At 41.4% G+C, this 14,226-nt stretch carries 11 protein-coding genes and 1 pseudogene; 4 read left to right on the top strand and 8 right to left on the bottom strand.

The features are described 5' to 3' along the window. Positions 1-417: 417 nt before the first annotated feature. A complete protein-coding gene (locus HCR01_RS06700; RefSeq protein WP_193195457.1) occupies positions 418-1,038 on the bottom strand; it encodes a tetratricopeptide repeat protein in 621 nt (206 codons plus the stop codon). Positions 1,039-1,157: 119 nt separating this feature from the next. Here HCR01_RS06700 and HCR01_RS06695 point away from each other — a divergent pair, with 119 nt between their 5' ends. Further along, a complete protein-coding gene (locus HCR01_RS06695) occupies positions 1,158-1,640 on the top strand; it encodes an MEKHLA domain-containing protein (protein ID WP_193195456.1) in 483 nt (160 codons plus the stop codon). Here HCR01_RS06695 and HCR01_RS06690 read toward each other — a convergent pair. Together HCR01_RS06690 and HCR01_RS06685 are read right to left on the bottom strand one after the other, a co-directional pair. Beyond that, positions 1,634-1,783, bottom strand: a pseudogene (locus tag HCR01_RS06690) (Uma2 family endonuclease); the annotation flags it as partial. The gene HCR01_RS06695 and the pseudogene HCR01_RS06690 overlap by 7 nt on opposite strands. A gap of 88 nt (positions 1,784-1,871) precedes the next feature. Next, on the bottom strand, positions 1,872-2,468 hold the full coding sequence (locus tag HCR01_RS06685) for an ACP phosphodiesterase (RefSeq protein WP_193195455.1): 597 nt from the start codon (positions 2,466-2,468) through the stop codon (positions 1,872-1,874). A gap of 169 nt (positions 2,469-2,637) precedes the next feature. Between HCR01_RS06685 and HCR01_RS06680 the strand changes: the two genes are divergently transcribed. Then, entirely contained in the window at positions 2,638-3,357 is a 720-nt protein-coding gene (locus tag HCR01_RS06680; RefSeq protein ID WP_193195454.1) for a rhomboid family intramembrane serine protease, read from the top strand. Between the two features lie 114 nt (positions 3,358-3,471). Continuing rightward, positions 3,472-4,143 carry a rhomboid family intramembrane serine protease gene (locus HCR01_RS06675; RefSeq protein ID WP_193195453.1) on the top strand — a complete coding sequence of 224 codons (672 nt, stop codon included), beginning with the start codon at positions 3,472-3,474 and terminating at the stop codon, positions 4,141-4,143. Positions 4,144-4,357: 214 nt separating this feature from the next. On the opposite strand, the gene HCR01_RS06670 is transcribed toward HCR01_RS06675, so the two are convergent. The 5 genes from HCR01_RS06670 to HCR01_RS06650 form a co-directional block, all read right to left on the bottom strand. Continuing rightward, positions 4,358-6,532 carry a GumC family protein gene (locus HCR01_RS06670; RefSeq protein WP_193195452.1) on the bottom strand — a complete coding sequence of 725 codons (2,175 nt, stop codon included), beginning with the start codon at positions 6,530-6,532 and terminating at the stop codon, positions 4,358-4,360. 168 nt (positions 6,533-6,700) lie between these two features. After that, positions 6,701-8,062 carry a polysaccharide biosynthesis/export family protein gene (locus HCR01_RS06665; RefSeq protein WP_193195451.1) on the bottom strand — a complete coding sequence of 454 codons (1,362 nt, stop codon included), beginning with the start codon at positions 8,060-8,062 and terminating at the stop codon, positions 6,701-6,703. Positions 8,063-8,321: 259 nt separating this feature from the next. Continuing rightward, on the bottom strand, positions 8,322-9,041 hold the full coding sequence (locus HCR01_RS06660) for a cyanoexosortase B system-associated protein (RefSeq protein ID WP_193195450.1): 720 nt from the start codon (positions 9,039-9,041) through the stop codon (positions 8,322-8,324). Between the two features lie 153 nt (positions 9,042-9,194). Continuing rightward, positions 9,195-10,082, bottom strand: coding sequence for a cyanoexosortase B (crtB, locus tag HCR01_RS06655; protein ID WP_193195449.1), 888 nt, complete (start codon positions 10,080-10,082; stop codon positions 9,195-9,197). A 165-nt stretch (positions 10,083-10,247) separates the two neighbouring features. Further along, entirely contained in the window at positions 10,248-11,429 is a 1,182-nt protein-coding gene (locus tag HCR01_RS06650; protein ID WP_193195602.1) for a DegT/DnrJ/EryC1/StrS family aminotransferase, read from the bottom strand. A gap of 1,143 nt (positions 11,430-12,572) precedes the next feature. Here HCR01_RS06650 and HCR01_RS06645 point away from each other — a divergent pair. Then, positions 12,573-14,132, top strand: coding sequence for a GAF domain-containing sensor histidine kinase (locus HCR01_RS06645; protein ID WP_193195448.1), 1,560 nt, complete (start codon positions 12,573-12,575; stop codon positions 14,130-14,132). Positions 14,133-14,226: the final 94 nt, after the last annotated feature.

Below are 14,226 nucleotides of genomic sequence, written 5' to 3'. Positions count from 1 at the left end.
CCGCCTACAGAACTTTTCGCTGCGTCTCTGCGTGAGATAAATTCATGCATCTTGGTTGATTAGAAGATATCATCAGGAATTACAACGCTCATTGGATTCTACCGGAGAAAATTGAGTTATCCTGACTTAAGGATAAACGATTCTGCGTAGTAGCAGCGGCAGTCGAACACTGCGTTGATGCGGACAGAACATAAGTTATCGGTGAGAGTTTAAAGTTACTAGCTGCTGCACAACTTCACCGTTAGGTGACTTAGGTTATCTGTTGAGGCACGACTGGGAAGTTTTCTTTTAGAAGCGATCGCCTAATCTACTACTGATTAGCACATACTACTTATAAGGAGCATAATCGCCTACAATAGCGACTCTGACACAGTGTGCGATCGCCCAATCCATGAGCGTTATTTACTATTCAGTAAATCAAGACCATCCTCGCAGAGTTTTATGTACCTGTGCCAGATACCACATATAGTCATCAATTTTATAGTTCTCAGCAGCCTTAACTGTATAATCTTGAGCTAAATCAAGATTATTATCAGCTTCGTAATACAATCCTAAGTAAAGATGACTATAAAAATTTCCCTTTGTCCCTTCTAATTGACCAACAGTTAAAACATCATCTGGTGTACAATTCCCTGCATATAAATCATACACGCGCTGCATAACACGTCTAGGGTCATTTTTCACAGTTAATAGAGAATTACGTGCCTCTGTTACATTCGTCAAACGCGCTATGCAGAGATATCGCCAAACAGTTTCTTCTACGTCTTGGGCGTTCACTATCAAATCGATCTCAAACTGTTGAGCGCCTTCAGTAAATCTTTCTGCATAATAGTACGATAGACCACGTTGCCAGAGGTAAGGTTTGAGACTAGCATCTAGTTGCTCTGCCATGTCGAAATCTTGAATAGATTCATTAATCTTGGCAAGTTGGAAGTTTACCATACCTCGGCGAATGTAAGCATTAGGATTTTTCGGCTGATTATAGATAATTTCATTCCACCGTTTAAATTGATTTTCTAGGGAATTGGATAAAAACATGAGTTTGCCAAACCAATATCCATTTAACTAGCATATTTTCAGCCTTACGGATAACTAGTCAATCCCTATGAGCCAAGTTTTGTCATACTAAATTCTTGGTATTATGTTTTCACCTTCCTATGACCAGCATTATCGAATTTCCTTGGCAGCAAGAGGCAATTATTCGCCACAGTCAACGCTTAATGAGCAGTTTTCAGCATTTGATAGGGGATTCTTTACTGAATATAAATGCTTCTTCCCCCCAGGAAAAAGCGCAAGCTCTATTTGAAGCACCCTTTGTATTAGTTTCTCACGGGATTGAATCAGATCCAATTTTCAACTATGGCAATCGCAAAGCATTGGAACTATGGGAGCTTTCTTGGGAAGAATTTATCAGGATGCCTTCTCGGAAATCGGCTGAAGAGGTAGTGCAGGAAGAACGCGATCGCTTGTTAGCAGAAGCAGCAACCAAAGGCTTTATCAGCAACTATTCCGGTATCCGCATTTCTGGTAATGGTAAACGCTTCTACATAGAAGATACTATCTTATGGAACGTATTAGATAAGCAAAATCACTACTGCGGTCAAGCTGCTTTCTTCTCTAAATGGAAATATCTTACATGACCTTGTGATGCAAACAAGATTTCTAAGTTTTCTTTAATAGTGACAATCCATCGAAATTGTTTGGTGTTGTCTGACATTGGTTGACCGTCACTGTCAGAGTAGATAATATCTGGTACGATGTCCGGTGTTAGTTGTTGTACCATGCAATGCCTCCAATTTTGGGGATTTGCGCTTATACTCTCAGTTGAGAAGACAGTTAAGTTAAAAAAGTTGGATTTGAAAAATTGGGAGTTAACTAGTACACCAATTCTGCACATGAGAACACAATTCTGGGAAGAACTCCTGAAAGTCATGCTCAAACTCATCGTAGTGGGTTGTAAGTCCTGTGATAGCCTCGGTCAACAAGAAGGATCTGTGCGATAAGCGCATCGATAACCGCTTTGATATCCTCTCTAAGGTATTTTCTACACCAGTTAAATTGCGGTAAGCTCCCAACCAGTCTTCATTTACCACACGAGTTATTACCTCATTGACTGCCACGGGTAGCTGACCTTGATATGCTTGAAATGACTTGTAAATCTCTGCTGTAAACTCATCAAGAGATACGTTTGCATAATCAGACCAATTCTTCGCCAGAAAGTGGTCGTAAAAAACATCTACTAATACTCCTGCAAATCGTCGGTAGTCTGAGTCAATGCGCTCTTTGCTACGTTTAACAACTATGTGGCTGTCCGTAAACTTATCAATAACTAGATGACATGCAATTCCTCGCTGGATGTTTAAGTTCAATTCCTGGCGAACTGACCCCTTTACAATATCCGCAAGAAGATTACCTAATCGAGTTTCGACATTTGGTTCAGACAAAAACAAATGGGCTAGCCAATTCATTAGTACGATGCATCCATCCAACTGTTTGGCAAATTTACCCAAAGCAGTGCAATAAAATTATTTTACCCAGTACCAACGACTAAATCCAAATTTGTCCAAGAGGTAGAAGAAACTACTTGCAAAATTCAGTATTGTGAGGCTAGTTGCTCAAAAATCAGGAAAATCGTCTGTGGTTCCAATTAGAGATAATAATCCTACAACAATCACGCCTTATGTTACTTTTGGACTGATTGCTGCCAATGTCCTCGCTTTTCTTTATGAAGCAAGTCTTCCACCGCAAGCATTAAATGGATTTTTGCACCTTGCGGCCGTAGTGCCACGAGAACTCACTTTAAGCTTTGGCGGCATCTCTCTCAATCAACCAGTGCCAGAATGGGCAACCTTAATTACCTCCCAGTTTTTACATGGCGGTTTGTTGCACCTAGGTGGTAATATGTTGTTCCTCTGGATTTTTGGTAACAACGTTGAAGATAAGTTGGGCCATGCCAAATATTTGCTTTTCTATCTGTATTGTGGTATTTTAGCATCCTTGACCCAGTGGTACTTTGCCCAGAATTCTAGCATTCCTTCTTTGGGTGCAAGTGGTGCGATCGCTGGCGTCATGGGAGCATATATTCTTCGCTTTCCTAACGCCGAAGTTATGGGTGTAGTACCTTTAGGGTTTTTCTTCCCTACCTTCCGTGTCCCAGCATATTTCTTTTTGGGATTCTGGTTTCTCCAACAATCTTTTTATGGACTTGCTAGTCTAGAAACACCTACCAATATTGGTATGGAAAGCGGTGGTATCGCTTACTGGGCCCATGCAGGTGGTTTCATTTTTGGGGCAGTTCTCGGCCCGCTGTTAGGTTTATTTAGCGACAAATCTAAGGAAGAATCTTGGTACGGTTAGCCCTCTAAAGTATCATAAGGGCTTTCAATATTTCATAGGTGAAATTACCTAAACTTCGCAACTGCCAGCCACACAGGATATATTGCAGTTAATTGATAATTAGGAAAAACACCTGTGTTTCCCCTCTACGACGAAAATCCGACGCGAATCACCCCGTACTTCACCTATGGGTTGATCGGGATGAACATTTTAGTTTTCCTTCACGAAGTGAGTCTGCCCAATGAACAATTAGAGCAGTTTTTCCAGCTATATGCCGTAGTACCAAGAGAGCTAACCACCAACTTTGCTGGGGAATGGACGACTTTAATTACGTCGCAATTTTTACACGGTGGTTGGTGGCACTTGATATCAAATATGATATTTCTCTGGGTTTTTGGCAACAATATTGAAGACCGCTTAGGTCATATCAAATATCTGATTTTTTATTTGGCATGTGGTGCTTTAGCCGCCGCGTGCCAATGGTTTATTGGCATGAATTCTGCTATTCCTTCTTTGGGGGCAAGTGGCGCTATTTCTGGGGTTCTGGGTGCATATATTATTCGCTTCCCTCACGCTAGAGTTATGACCCTAATTTTCTTGGGTTTTTTCGTGACTACAATTAGCGTTCCAGCACTGGTGATAATCGGGATTTTCTTTGTGCAGAATGTGATATCTGGTTTTGCTAGCCTGCAAGCAGCCGCAAATATGAGCGTGGAAACAGGTGGAGTAGCCTACTGGGCGCACATCGGCGGTTTTGTTTTCGGGATAATGCTCGGGCCTTTGTTTGGGCTTTTTAAGCGCGACTAATGGTAATGGGGCATAGGGAACTAGGAACTGAATGCTTTCCCGTATCTAGAACACCGATTCAGTATTCAAGATAGGGGTGAGAAAAACCGATTATTTCGTAGAGACGTTGCAATGCAACGTCTCTACAGTCAACGATAATTGGTCGTTTTACCGAAAAGAAATCGGGTTTTTGCGATTATTGAATCGATGTTCTAGTACCCAATGCTTTATTCCCTTAGTTTTTAGTGACGCCCGCTGAAACTTCTTCAATTTCTGTATCTGCTTGAGGTGAAGTGGTTTGTGGTGAAATTGGTTCGGGCATAGCTACTGTGATATCAGCACCATTGATAATTGCTCCTAATAGTCCTAACTCAGATTCAACCAACTGATCAATAGCTTCACCTAGCATATTTTCTTGTGTAAAGTTTGGTCGCGCCACAAGCACTATACCATCGCTGTAGGGTTGGATTAACAAAGGGTCATTGGATAAGCTCAGGGGATTAGTATCTAAAATGACCAAATCATAACGTTCGCGGACATCTTCCATTAGTCGTCGCATTTCGCTTGATTCAAGAATAGCCGCGGATTGACGTACAGGTCCAGGGCTGGGAATGATGTATAAATTTTCTACATCAGGAACCAAACGGATACATTCACTCAAGCTGGCGTAATAACGTAGGGGTTCAATAGTGGCATCAGGGTCAGCAGTTACTTTTAGGGATGCACAATGGGAAGGCGATCGCAAATCTGTTTCAATAATCAAGGTTCTCTTGCCAGCACGAGCAGAAGCGATGCCCAAATTATAAGCACTTACCGTCTTACCCTCTTGACTATCTGTGCTAGTAATCAGCACCACTTTCAAGTCTCTACCACCAATCCGGCGCAAATTACTGCGGAACTTCTCGTAAAATTCCGAATAAGGAGAATCCGGGGAAAGTACCACTGGAAGTGCTTCTTTATCCAAATCATCAACTAGCATTAACGGTAACTCTCCCAGCAGTGCCACTTCCCGTTGCTTGAGGCTTTCGCGGATATCTTCCCTGGTTTTGTAAGTACCTTCCAGTGACCCCAGCAAGAATATCACCCCACCACCAACTAACAAACCCAGGAAACCACCAACACCTAGGGTAACAGGCACGCTCTTAGGGGGTTTAATGTCGGCTGTAACGGTGGGAAGTCTGGCAACGCTGAGGCTACTGATGGTTTCTGCCTCTGCGGTCTTAGAATCAGTGAGTTTTGTCTGCATTTGGTCATAAACGGCTTTTTTAAGTGCAACTTCTTGTTCTAAGCGCGATCGCTCTAATTGCTTATTAGGTATTAAAGAATACTCTTGCCGTAATCGCGCCTCTTGTTGGATTTCCTGAGCTAGTTGTTGTTGCAGCGTCTCCCGTTGAGTCTGCAAAGCCACCATCTGATTTGCTAGTTCTTGTCGCGCTGGATCTAAGCTGCTTTGGGTGCGAATACCTGCAATATCACCCCGAAGTGGAGCCGCCGTACCACCACCACCCAATACCTCAGCCGCACGCTGTTGCAGTAACTCCTCAGAAGCTTGTTTTTGACGCTGCAACTGAATCATATTTGGATGTTCAGGTCTTAAATCTTTCCTGAAAAGGGCGATTTGCGCCTCAGTTTGATAAATTTGCGCTCGTAAGTTGCCAATAATTGGATCAGCACTTAAAGCAGAAGAAACATAAGCTTGCCCAACTGTTAAACCCAACTTACCTTCTAAACTACGAATTTGGGCATCGACGCCAGAAACAGTTAATTGAATTTGCCGTTGTAGATTTTGGCTAGCAGTAACCCCGTTGAGTAAACTACCATTTTCAGCAGCCAATATTGCTGTTCGCTCTACGCGATCGTACCGTTCTAGTTTCTGCTCAGCAACTTGTAGTTCTCGTTTAGCCTGTGGTAAGCGCTCGTCAATTTTTTGAATAATCGCTTTTAATCGCCCAGTATTAATATCACCACTCAACTTGATCATTGCTTGCATCAATTCGACCAATATCTCTGTAGCTCGCTTGGCGTCAGTATCTTTATATTTCATTTCCAGGATTGTAGATTCTAATTCTCCAGTCCTGGGATTTTTTTTAGGTACAGTCAAAGCGACACTTGTACCGATCTTTGTTGGTTTAACATTTACCTTGGCTGCCACAGCCTCAATTATCTGGTCGGATAGCAAAACTTGCTCGTTCAATTCCTTCCCTTGCTGCTGGATTTCGCTTCCAGTTGCAGAGAAAGAAACTGGCGGCCCAGTGTAGGTAAGTGCGGCAGATGCTACGTAGCTAGCGGGTGGTTCTGGTTGCACAGCCACCACTATTGACCCCGCTACAACTAAACCAAAACTAGCTAATCCAATCCACTTGTACTTATCAAAAGCAATAAGATAGCGTTTAACAATTGGTGGGGTCATGGCAGATGCGTTTATTAGTTGTTAGTCATTTGTCATTTGTCATTTGTTAAGAGTCAAGGGTTAAAAATAATTGAGCAGTGGTTATTTCCTCTCTTCCCCTGCTTTCCCTGCTCTTTCATCTTTCTCATCACTCCTATCAAGCGACAAGGAGTAATGAGATTAGAACAACTAATCAGACCCACCACCGGTAAAGAATTCAAAGAAGCGGATAAAGCTCTGAATATTGAAGAATGGTTGAGTAATTGTACTGATGGCATTAGTAATTTTAGCGATGAGGTTCCGACCAACAACAATAACATCATTATCTTGAAGCGGCACGTTTTGAGACACATCACCTCCGAGAGCTTTTTTAGCATCAAGTTTCTGGGTGACAGCTTTGCCTCGTTCAGGATCGAAGCGCACCAAGGCAATTTCCCGGAGGTTAGCTGTATCGAGATTTATTCCTCCCAAAGCATCTACAAATGTACTACCATTAGGCAGTGCTTGTGTAGCAATTCCTCCAGCAGCATAATTTAAAACTCGGACTCTAATCTGCGGTACGGCTAAAGATGAACGTGCTACCAAATTGCGATCATAACCATCATCATTCCCAACTTCACGACGTGGCACGCTTACCGCATCGCCATCTTGCAGACGCAAATTAGGTAGTGAACCACCATTTTGCAAGGCTGCATACAAGTCAATAGTTTGTGAAACTACAGAACCATCCATCAACTTCCGACGTACTTGTACTTGCCGCAGGTCTGCGGTCAAGGTTGAACCACCAGCTATCAATAGGGCATCAGCAACACGAGGTGTTCCCGAATTAATAGGATAAATTCCTGGTCTAAATACTTCCCCGCTAATGGTGACTTGAACTGGTCGCGTTCCTGTCAAAGATACTACCACAATCGGATCAACGAAAATGCGACTTAAGCCTAAGCGAATTTTTTCTTGAGCTTCTTCTAAACTCAAGCCTTGTAAGGACACAATTCCTACTTGCGGCACTACAATGTTACCCTCTGGACTAATTGCGGCTTGAAAACTAAAGTCTGGACGCTGCCCTGCTAGTGATAAAACTATGATTGGATCAACTACATAACGATTTAAGCCAGAGCGGATTTTTGCTTGTGCTTGTTCTAAAGTTAAACCTTGTAAAGACACGGTTCCTAGTAGCGGCACCACAATGTTGCCTTCTGGATTAATAGCAGCTTGAAAACTCAAATCCGGGAAGCGCTGAACCGCAACGCTAATTACATCTCCTATTCCTAAACGGTAGGGCCCAGGAGGACGCTGAAGTGCAACGCCAATTACATCCCCCGGACCTAAGAGATAACGGCTAAGTTGTGGGGAAACTTCGTCATTTACCTCTGGTGGTAAAACTTCAACACCTAGCGGAGGTGAAGGGGGTTGCCCTGGAGATTGTCCTTGAGATGGCAAGGGCTGGGCAACAACAAGTTGGATGGGTGTTGTTAAAAAAGCGCTTACCTGAAGGCTGACAAAACACAGAGCGCTGAATGCACGCATATGAGAACTGAGAGCTATAAACATCGGTGCAGTAATGCTGTAAGAATCGGTTGCGCCGAGTCGTTATTTTACTCTGTAAATACCCTCAATGTCTCTTTTCTCTGCAAGTATTTACAAGAAAAAGGATGAATAGTAAAGCGTTAAGACGAAAAATTTGCGAAATTTAGCTTATTGAATCATGTTTTTGACTTCATCCTCGATCTTAAGTTTTAGCCTGTAGGGGATATTTGCGATTGTAAGAGTACTTGACTTAATATCTGCACAAGCACAGCCATGACTTACTTTACAAAGCATCTGCCATTAATACAGCTTGCACTGTTTCCCCAAGTGACTGGGCTAGAGACCACGATTTTTCTACCTGCCCTAAAGGCTCCATTGGAATGATAATACTCACGCCCACCCAAGGAGTACGTTTCTTATGCCACTGTGCCCATTGATCTGCCAAGAACCAGTGTAAAGGTGATGGATTGCCACCTTCTGGCAGAGCATACCATTGCAAAACAGCAAAGGTTTGCTGTGGTGTAGAGGCACGAAAGAACCTAGCTTCTACTTTTGCGGTATTAGATTCCAACTTTCGAGGCTGTTTCACAATAAATTCAGCAGAGCGATATTGAGCGATATCCCACTTTCTCCAGCGCGACCTTCCCCAACCATTAAGCTCCGTCCACTCCACCTCAGGTTGATCCATAGGGCCATTTTGCGGCAGCAAAAGCAGGATAGCCTGGGATTCAGACCCGTCTTTCCTAATTACCTGCAATGACCATTTTCGTTCGCCAATTTGTTGTTCTGCTTGTTCAATAGTTTGCCAACCAGGAAGGGTTAACCCATTCTTGCGTATGTGTTTTAATTCATTAAGGCTCGTAATAGGTGGCGGCTGTTTCCATTGCCAGCGTCCTGTCAGATATCCAGGAATCCCTCCCATCGCTAATAGTAGTAGCAATAACAAAAGTGCTACTACCTGACTTAATTGGTTTTCCTTGAAAAACTTGAATAAGGAAATCATCAGTAAAATTTGCAGTACTTAGGCAAAATTTTACTTTATAAAATAACACCATGAGTTCAGTAATATTAACAATGCACTCTCATCTGAATTATTTTGGCAGAGGAGTCCGAAGAATGGACATTCTGACCTCTGGCTTCTGACTTATTTTTAATTTTACTCTTGTTGCTGAGTTTCTAGAGAAGCTGAAAAGTAGCTATTAATCCGATTTAGCAAAGGCACTAATAACAGCAGCATACAAGCAGAGTAGAAGTCTCCACCCCAACCCTCATGTAGCCATTGAAAAGCTGCTTCTTTACCTGTACCGTGAAAGAAGGTAAGTAAAGTGTTGCGAACAATATTGGCACTAATGCTAATGACGATAGCAATAGATAAAAACCAAATAGTTGTGCGACGTGAAGACAAAGCACCTGTCCAATAAAGCAGCATTAAGCAGACATAGAGAGTAGTAAACAACATTTTCAGCCCAGCACAGTAAGGGGCAACTTCTACGATTCTTCCTCCTACGTATAAATTTATCTCATCAACGGTCACTTCCATACCAAACTGATTCAGTATGAAACCCGCTGTGCCAGCTATGAAGCTTTGCAGAGGAAAGGTATAGGGTGCAATCAGATAAGGTATTGCTGTCGGGGTTGCCAGAAATACTAACAACAGGGGGAATCCTTGCGATCGCAAACCTGGTATTCCCTTAAACCACAAACACAACCCTGCCAGTATAACAGGCAAGGAAAGGTTAACCCACTCTGTAACACCGCTCAGATAAAAAACTCCCGCTATCAACAAGAATACAGCGCCCAACGGATGGGTAATATCTGGTAATCGTCTCCACTGTTTCCGGTTCAACCAGCCCAGGTAAGCGGCAAATGGCAAACCAATAATACCGTGGCTGAAATATTCGTGCTCTGTACTGATATTTTTGTGCAGCCAACCATCCAACCAATGTAGTAATACAGGAGCATAAAGCAGCACCAAAACGCCTAAAATAGCCAGGCTGAAAATGGCTGGCGCGTTTCTGTTTTTAACCTGTTGTTGGAATGCCATGATTTTAAGCAATTCAAGATTAAAAATTAACAACTCAAAAACTGTTAGCTGACGCCTACGCAAAGTGTGCCCTATTATCCAACCATACTTAGAGGATGCAGGGGAGATGTTTCCTTCACAAACCCCTGATCAACTTAATAGGCGATCGCTAAATCAATCTGCGATTTATGCTGCGATGCTACCAACGACAGCAGCAGATGGATCTGAATAAGAACCTGTTGAAACTACATCAGCAATGACTGCTACAACTTCTTTAACTTGGCTACTACTCAAACCAGGATACATCGGTAACGATAATATTTGCTTTGACAGCTTTTCTGCTTGAGGGAAGTCTCCTTGCTGATAGCCTAAGCTGGTAAATGCTGGCTGGAGATGACAGGGAATTGGATAGTGAATGCCAGTTTGAATTCCTGCTGCTGTTAGTTTTTCTTGAAGTTGCTGGCGTTCTGTGGGGCAAGTTTCATCAACTTTGATGACATAAAGATGATAAACGTGTCCTGTACCACTTTGGTTTTGTATGGGGATAATCCCAGCAGTTGCTAAGGGTGCTAGTTCCATATCGTACTGCTGAGCGATAGTCAGGCGATCGCGATTCCACTGTGGTAAATATGGTAGTTTCTGGTGCAAGACAGCCGCTTGCAAGGTATCCAAGCGACTATTCGTACCTGATTCAGTGTGAAAATACTTTTGTGATGCACCATAATTCCGCAAGCGCACCATCTTCTGGGCTACATCGGAATCTCGCGTCAATAATATTCCCCCATCCCCAAATGCGCCCAAATTTTTGCTGGGATAGAAGCTAAAAGCTGCTGCTATTCCTACTGAACCAGCGTGAAATCCTTCTTTTTCTGCTAGATGTGCCTGTGCTGCATCTTCAAAAACTATCAGTTTATAGGTATCGGCAAAGTCTAATAGCTGCCGTGGTGATACCATCTGACCATAGAGATGTACAGGAATAATTGCTTTGGTCTGTGGTGTAATTGACTTTATGGCTGCTTCTAAATCAATTAAAGCTGTTTGGGGATCGCAATCTACAAGAACAGGCTTTGCGCCAGCACGTAGCACGCCAATCAAAGTTGCTATGAAGGTGTTGGCTGGTAAAATCACCTCATCGCCACCCCCAATCTTACACGCTTGCAATCCGAGGGCGATCGCATCGGTTCCTGATGCAACACCAACCCCATATTCTGTCCCAGACGCAGCTGCAAAGGCTGCTTCAAAATCTGATAGCCCTTGCCCTAAAATAAAATCCCCCTGTTCTAATACAAGCTGAATTACCTGTTGTAGTTGTGTTTGAATCGGTTGATGTTGTAACTTAAGGTCTACAAAAGGAATTCTAATAGTCATTTTATTCATAACTAATTGTCCTCAAAATTCAAATATTAAAATCCTGCTTTATCAAAGCTAATCTATTTTTACTTACTCGTAAATATCAGACTAAATATATTTACTAAAAATTATTTAATTCTTGATCTAGTTGACGCAGTTTTAAAAAACTAAACTTTTATTGCTACTTTTTCAAATCAATTTATTCTAAAATTTTTATTTATATGTTATTGGCTTCCTAGATATTTTGCAAAAACTTATAGATTATAAGTAATATCTGATAAAAAGTACTTTTAATAAACGAATAAAAATTGGCTTAATAATTAAAATAGAATACTGCTCAAAGATTTTAACTTATATTTACACTTTAATTAAAATATTTTTGCTTACAATAAAAAATTTACTATTTTTTGCTACATTTTACTTTCAAAAACATCCAAAAAACCTAGAAAATAATATTATTTATAAATTAGATTTTCATCAATTAATAATATAAAAATAAACTTTATTTTCTGTCTAATTTATATAAAAAAACTATAAATCGTGACAAGGCGTTTTTTAATTTTTGAAGATTGACTAATAAATAATTTGTGTATCTTTGAATAAAATTTAAATTATTGTTGGTAATTAGGATGATTTCCTAGTAAGAGAAAAACAAAATAATTCTACATAATATACAGCGTAAATTTATAACATATTTAATCTATCAGATAGGGAGTGATATGAAGTATCTAAGATCGTCAACAATCAGTGTTAGCTTTTTTCAGTAAAAATGGTTACATAAGTTTTTACCAAAATAGTTATTTTAAGTAAATTTACGTTGAGTGTACAGACAATAATTTTCTCTTCTATGCATAAGAATGACACCTCCTTTTATTGTATCCTTAGCGTTATGTTACCCTGGCTGAATCCAAAACTAACGCTGTCTGTTTGCAAAATATCAAGCAATACAGATGACACCAGTGCTGAGTGGAACATTTAGCACCAGTGGATAAGAACTATTGGAGACTGCATCGCCTGTTTGAGGCTGTGGGCGAAAAATTTTTGCCCTGAAGTTGTTTATTAGAGGCGAAATTAGGGAATGCTTAAAAATAGCAATTGATAACTCAAAAATAGTGATTATATCAATTACAGTATCGAGCAATTATCAAGGTAGCAGTGGCAATGGTAGAGCCTGAAAACAAATTATTTGCCCTAAAGGATGGTTGGACTTCTCAGGAAACAAGAGAACAACAACGCCTCAAAGCTTTGTCTGAATTAGGTTTACGGCAACCAGAAACGATTCCGGTCTTTGAAGAAGCCACTCAAACTGCTGCCCACTTTCTGGAAGCACCAATTTCCATTTTGGGATTTGTAGATCAAGAACGTCACTGGTTCAAGTCGGCGGTAGGCTTATCCAGGCTGGGATTAATGAATCATTTGGCACAAAGCCGTCAACTTGTACGCCGGGAATCTTTTTGCACCCAGGTAGTAGAGAGTTATCAAATATTTGTAGTTAATGATACGCAAAAGTTGACAGATTCAGTACTTGCTAGCAGTAAGTTGGTGCAAGATTATGGCATTCGTGCTTATTTAGGAGCGCCACTGATTGATGCTTCGGGAAATTGTTTGGGTGCATTGGCAGTGATGGATTTAGTGCCACGTAATTTTACAACTAGAGACATTGAGTTTTTACAAATCATCGCTCGTTGGAGCATGAGTGAATTTGAGCGTAACCGACTGCTGCAAGGAAAACTAGAAACAAGCACTTCTACTTCTAAGAGTGCTTCCATACTTTCATATAATGACGACCATACTGCTGACTTCAGAATTACCCCACCTATTTTAGATCAAGACTCTGTTTCTACCAAGCAACTGAAACTAGAACTTTTGGAGCAGCTAACTCAGGAGTTGCGTACACCTTTAACATCTGTGCTAGGTATGGCTAGTGTTTTGGGACGTGAGATTTACGGGCCTTTGACAACTAAGCAGAGAGAATATGTAGAGATTATTCAACACAGTGGTCGGTACTTACTTTCATTAGTAAACGAAATTACTGAACTTGGTACTCTAGATCAAAACTCAGATGTGCTAAATCTGGCTCCTGTGGATATTGAAATGCTATGTCAACAAGCTATCAATACTTTAGAAGAAGTGGCTAACCGCCGTGAGCAAGATATTCGCCTATCTATAGAACCGGGACGTAATCGCATTTGTCCTTTGGATAAAGACAAGGTGCGGCAAATTCTTTATCACCTAGTTTTTAGCGTGATTCAACTTTCTGCTACAGGTAGTATTGTTCGTATTCATGTGTCTTACAAGGAAGATACGCTCCACATTACTATTTGGGTTTCGCATCCCTGGCTGGGAGATGGTATGACTGAAGTCGATCCCTATTTTCGGTTCAATCCCTTGTCAAGACTGGATCTCTCTGGTGAGACAGTAACTTATAGTACTCATCTAGAAGCTCAGGAGCAACCAGATGTCTCACCAATAGCAGTAGAGAAATCGAAAGATTTGAGTGATGCTCACTCAAGTATCTTTGCTGTGACTTCAGGTATAGATTTAACTAAACCACATGGAAGTCTCTCCCGCGAAAGTTTAGGTCTGTTGCTTAGCTGTCAGCTAGCAGAACTGCATGGTGGACAAATTTCGATTCAAGGTTCACCAGAATCAGGATATCGTTACGTCCTTTCTTTGCCATTACAATTAGCTGCTCCCTCAGAAGCAACTAGTGATGTCTGATGAAAAACCCTATAGCTGTCTTCAATTAGTAATGCCTGCAATGCTTTGAGATTATAGGTAATAGCTGAGGGCTACTAACAAGAGCGCCATCAAA

The organism is Nostoc sp. MG11 (assembly GCF_014904695.1).
GTDB lineage: Bacteria > Cyanobacteriota > Cyanobacteriia > Cyanobacteriales > Nostocaceae > Komarekiella.
The sequence above is the reverse complement of the archived record's forward strand: the minus strand, read 5'-3'. Positions and strand labels throughout refer to the sequence as shown.

Bases quoted from the DNA above. Each gene is read 5' to 3' on its own strand.
- HCR01_RS06700 (WP_193195457.1), bottom strand. From the start codon at position 1,038: ATGTTTTTATCCAATTCCCTAGAAAATCAATTTAAACGGTGGAATGAA.
- HCR01_RS06695 (WP_193195456.1), top strand. From the start codon at position 1,158: ATGACCAGCATTATCGAATTTCCTTGGCAGCAAGAGGCAATTATTCGC.
- HCR01_RS06685 (WP_193195455.1), bottom strand. From the start codon at position 2,468: ATGAATTGGCTAGCCCATTTGTTTTTGTCTGAACCAAATGTCGAAACT.
- HCR01_RS06670 (WP_193195452.1), bottom strand. From the start codon at position 6,532: ATGACCCCACCAATTGTTAAACGCTATCTTATTGCTTTTGATAAGTAC.
- HCR01_RS06665 (WP_193195451.1), bottom strand. From the start codon at position 8,062: ATGTTTATAGCTCTCAGTTCTCATATGCGTGCATTCAGCGCTCTGTGT.
- HCR01_RS06660 (WP_193195450.1), bottom strand. From the start codon at position 9,041: ATGATTTCCTTATTCAAGTTTTTCAAGGAAAACCAATTAAGTCAGGTA.
- crtB (WP_193195449.1), bottom strand. From the start codon at position 10,082: ATGGCATTCCAACAACAGGTTAAAAACAGAAACGCGCCAGCCATTTTC.
- HCR01_RS06650 (WP_193195602.1), bottom strand. From the start codon at position 11,429: ATGACTATTAGAATTCCTTTTGTAGACCTTAAGTTACAACATCAACCG.
- HCR01_RS06645 (WP_193195448.1), top strand. From the start codon at position 12,573: ATGGTAGAGCCTGAAAACAAATTATTTGCCCTAAAGGATGGTTGGACT.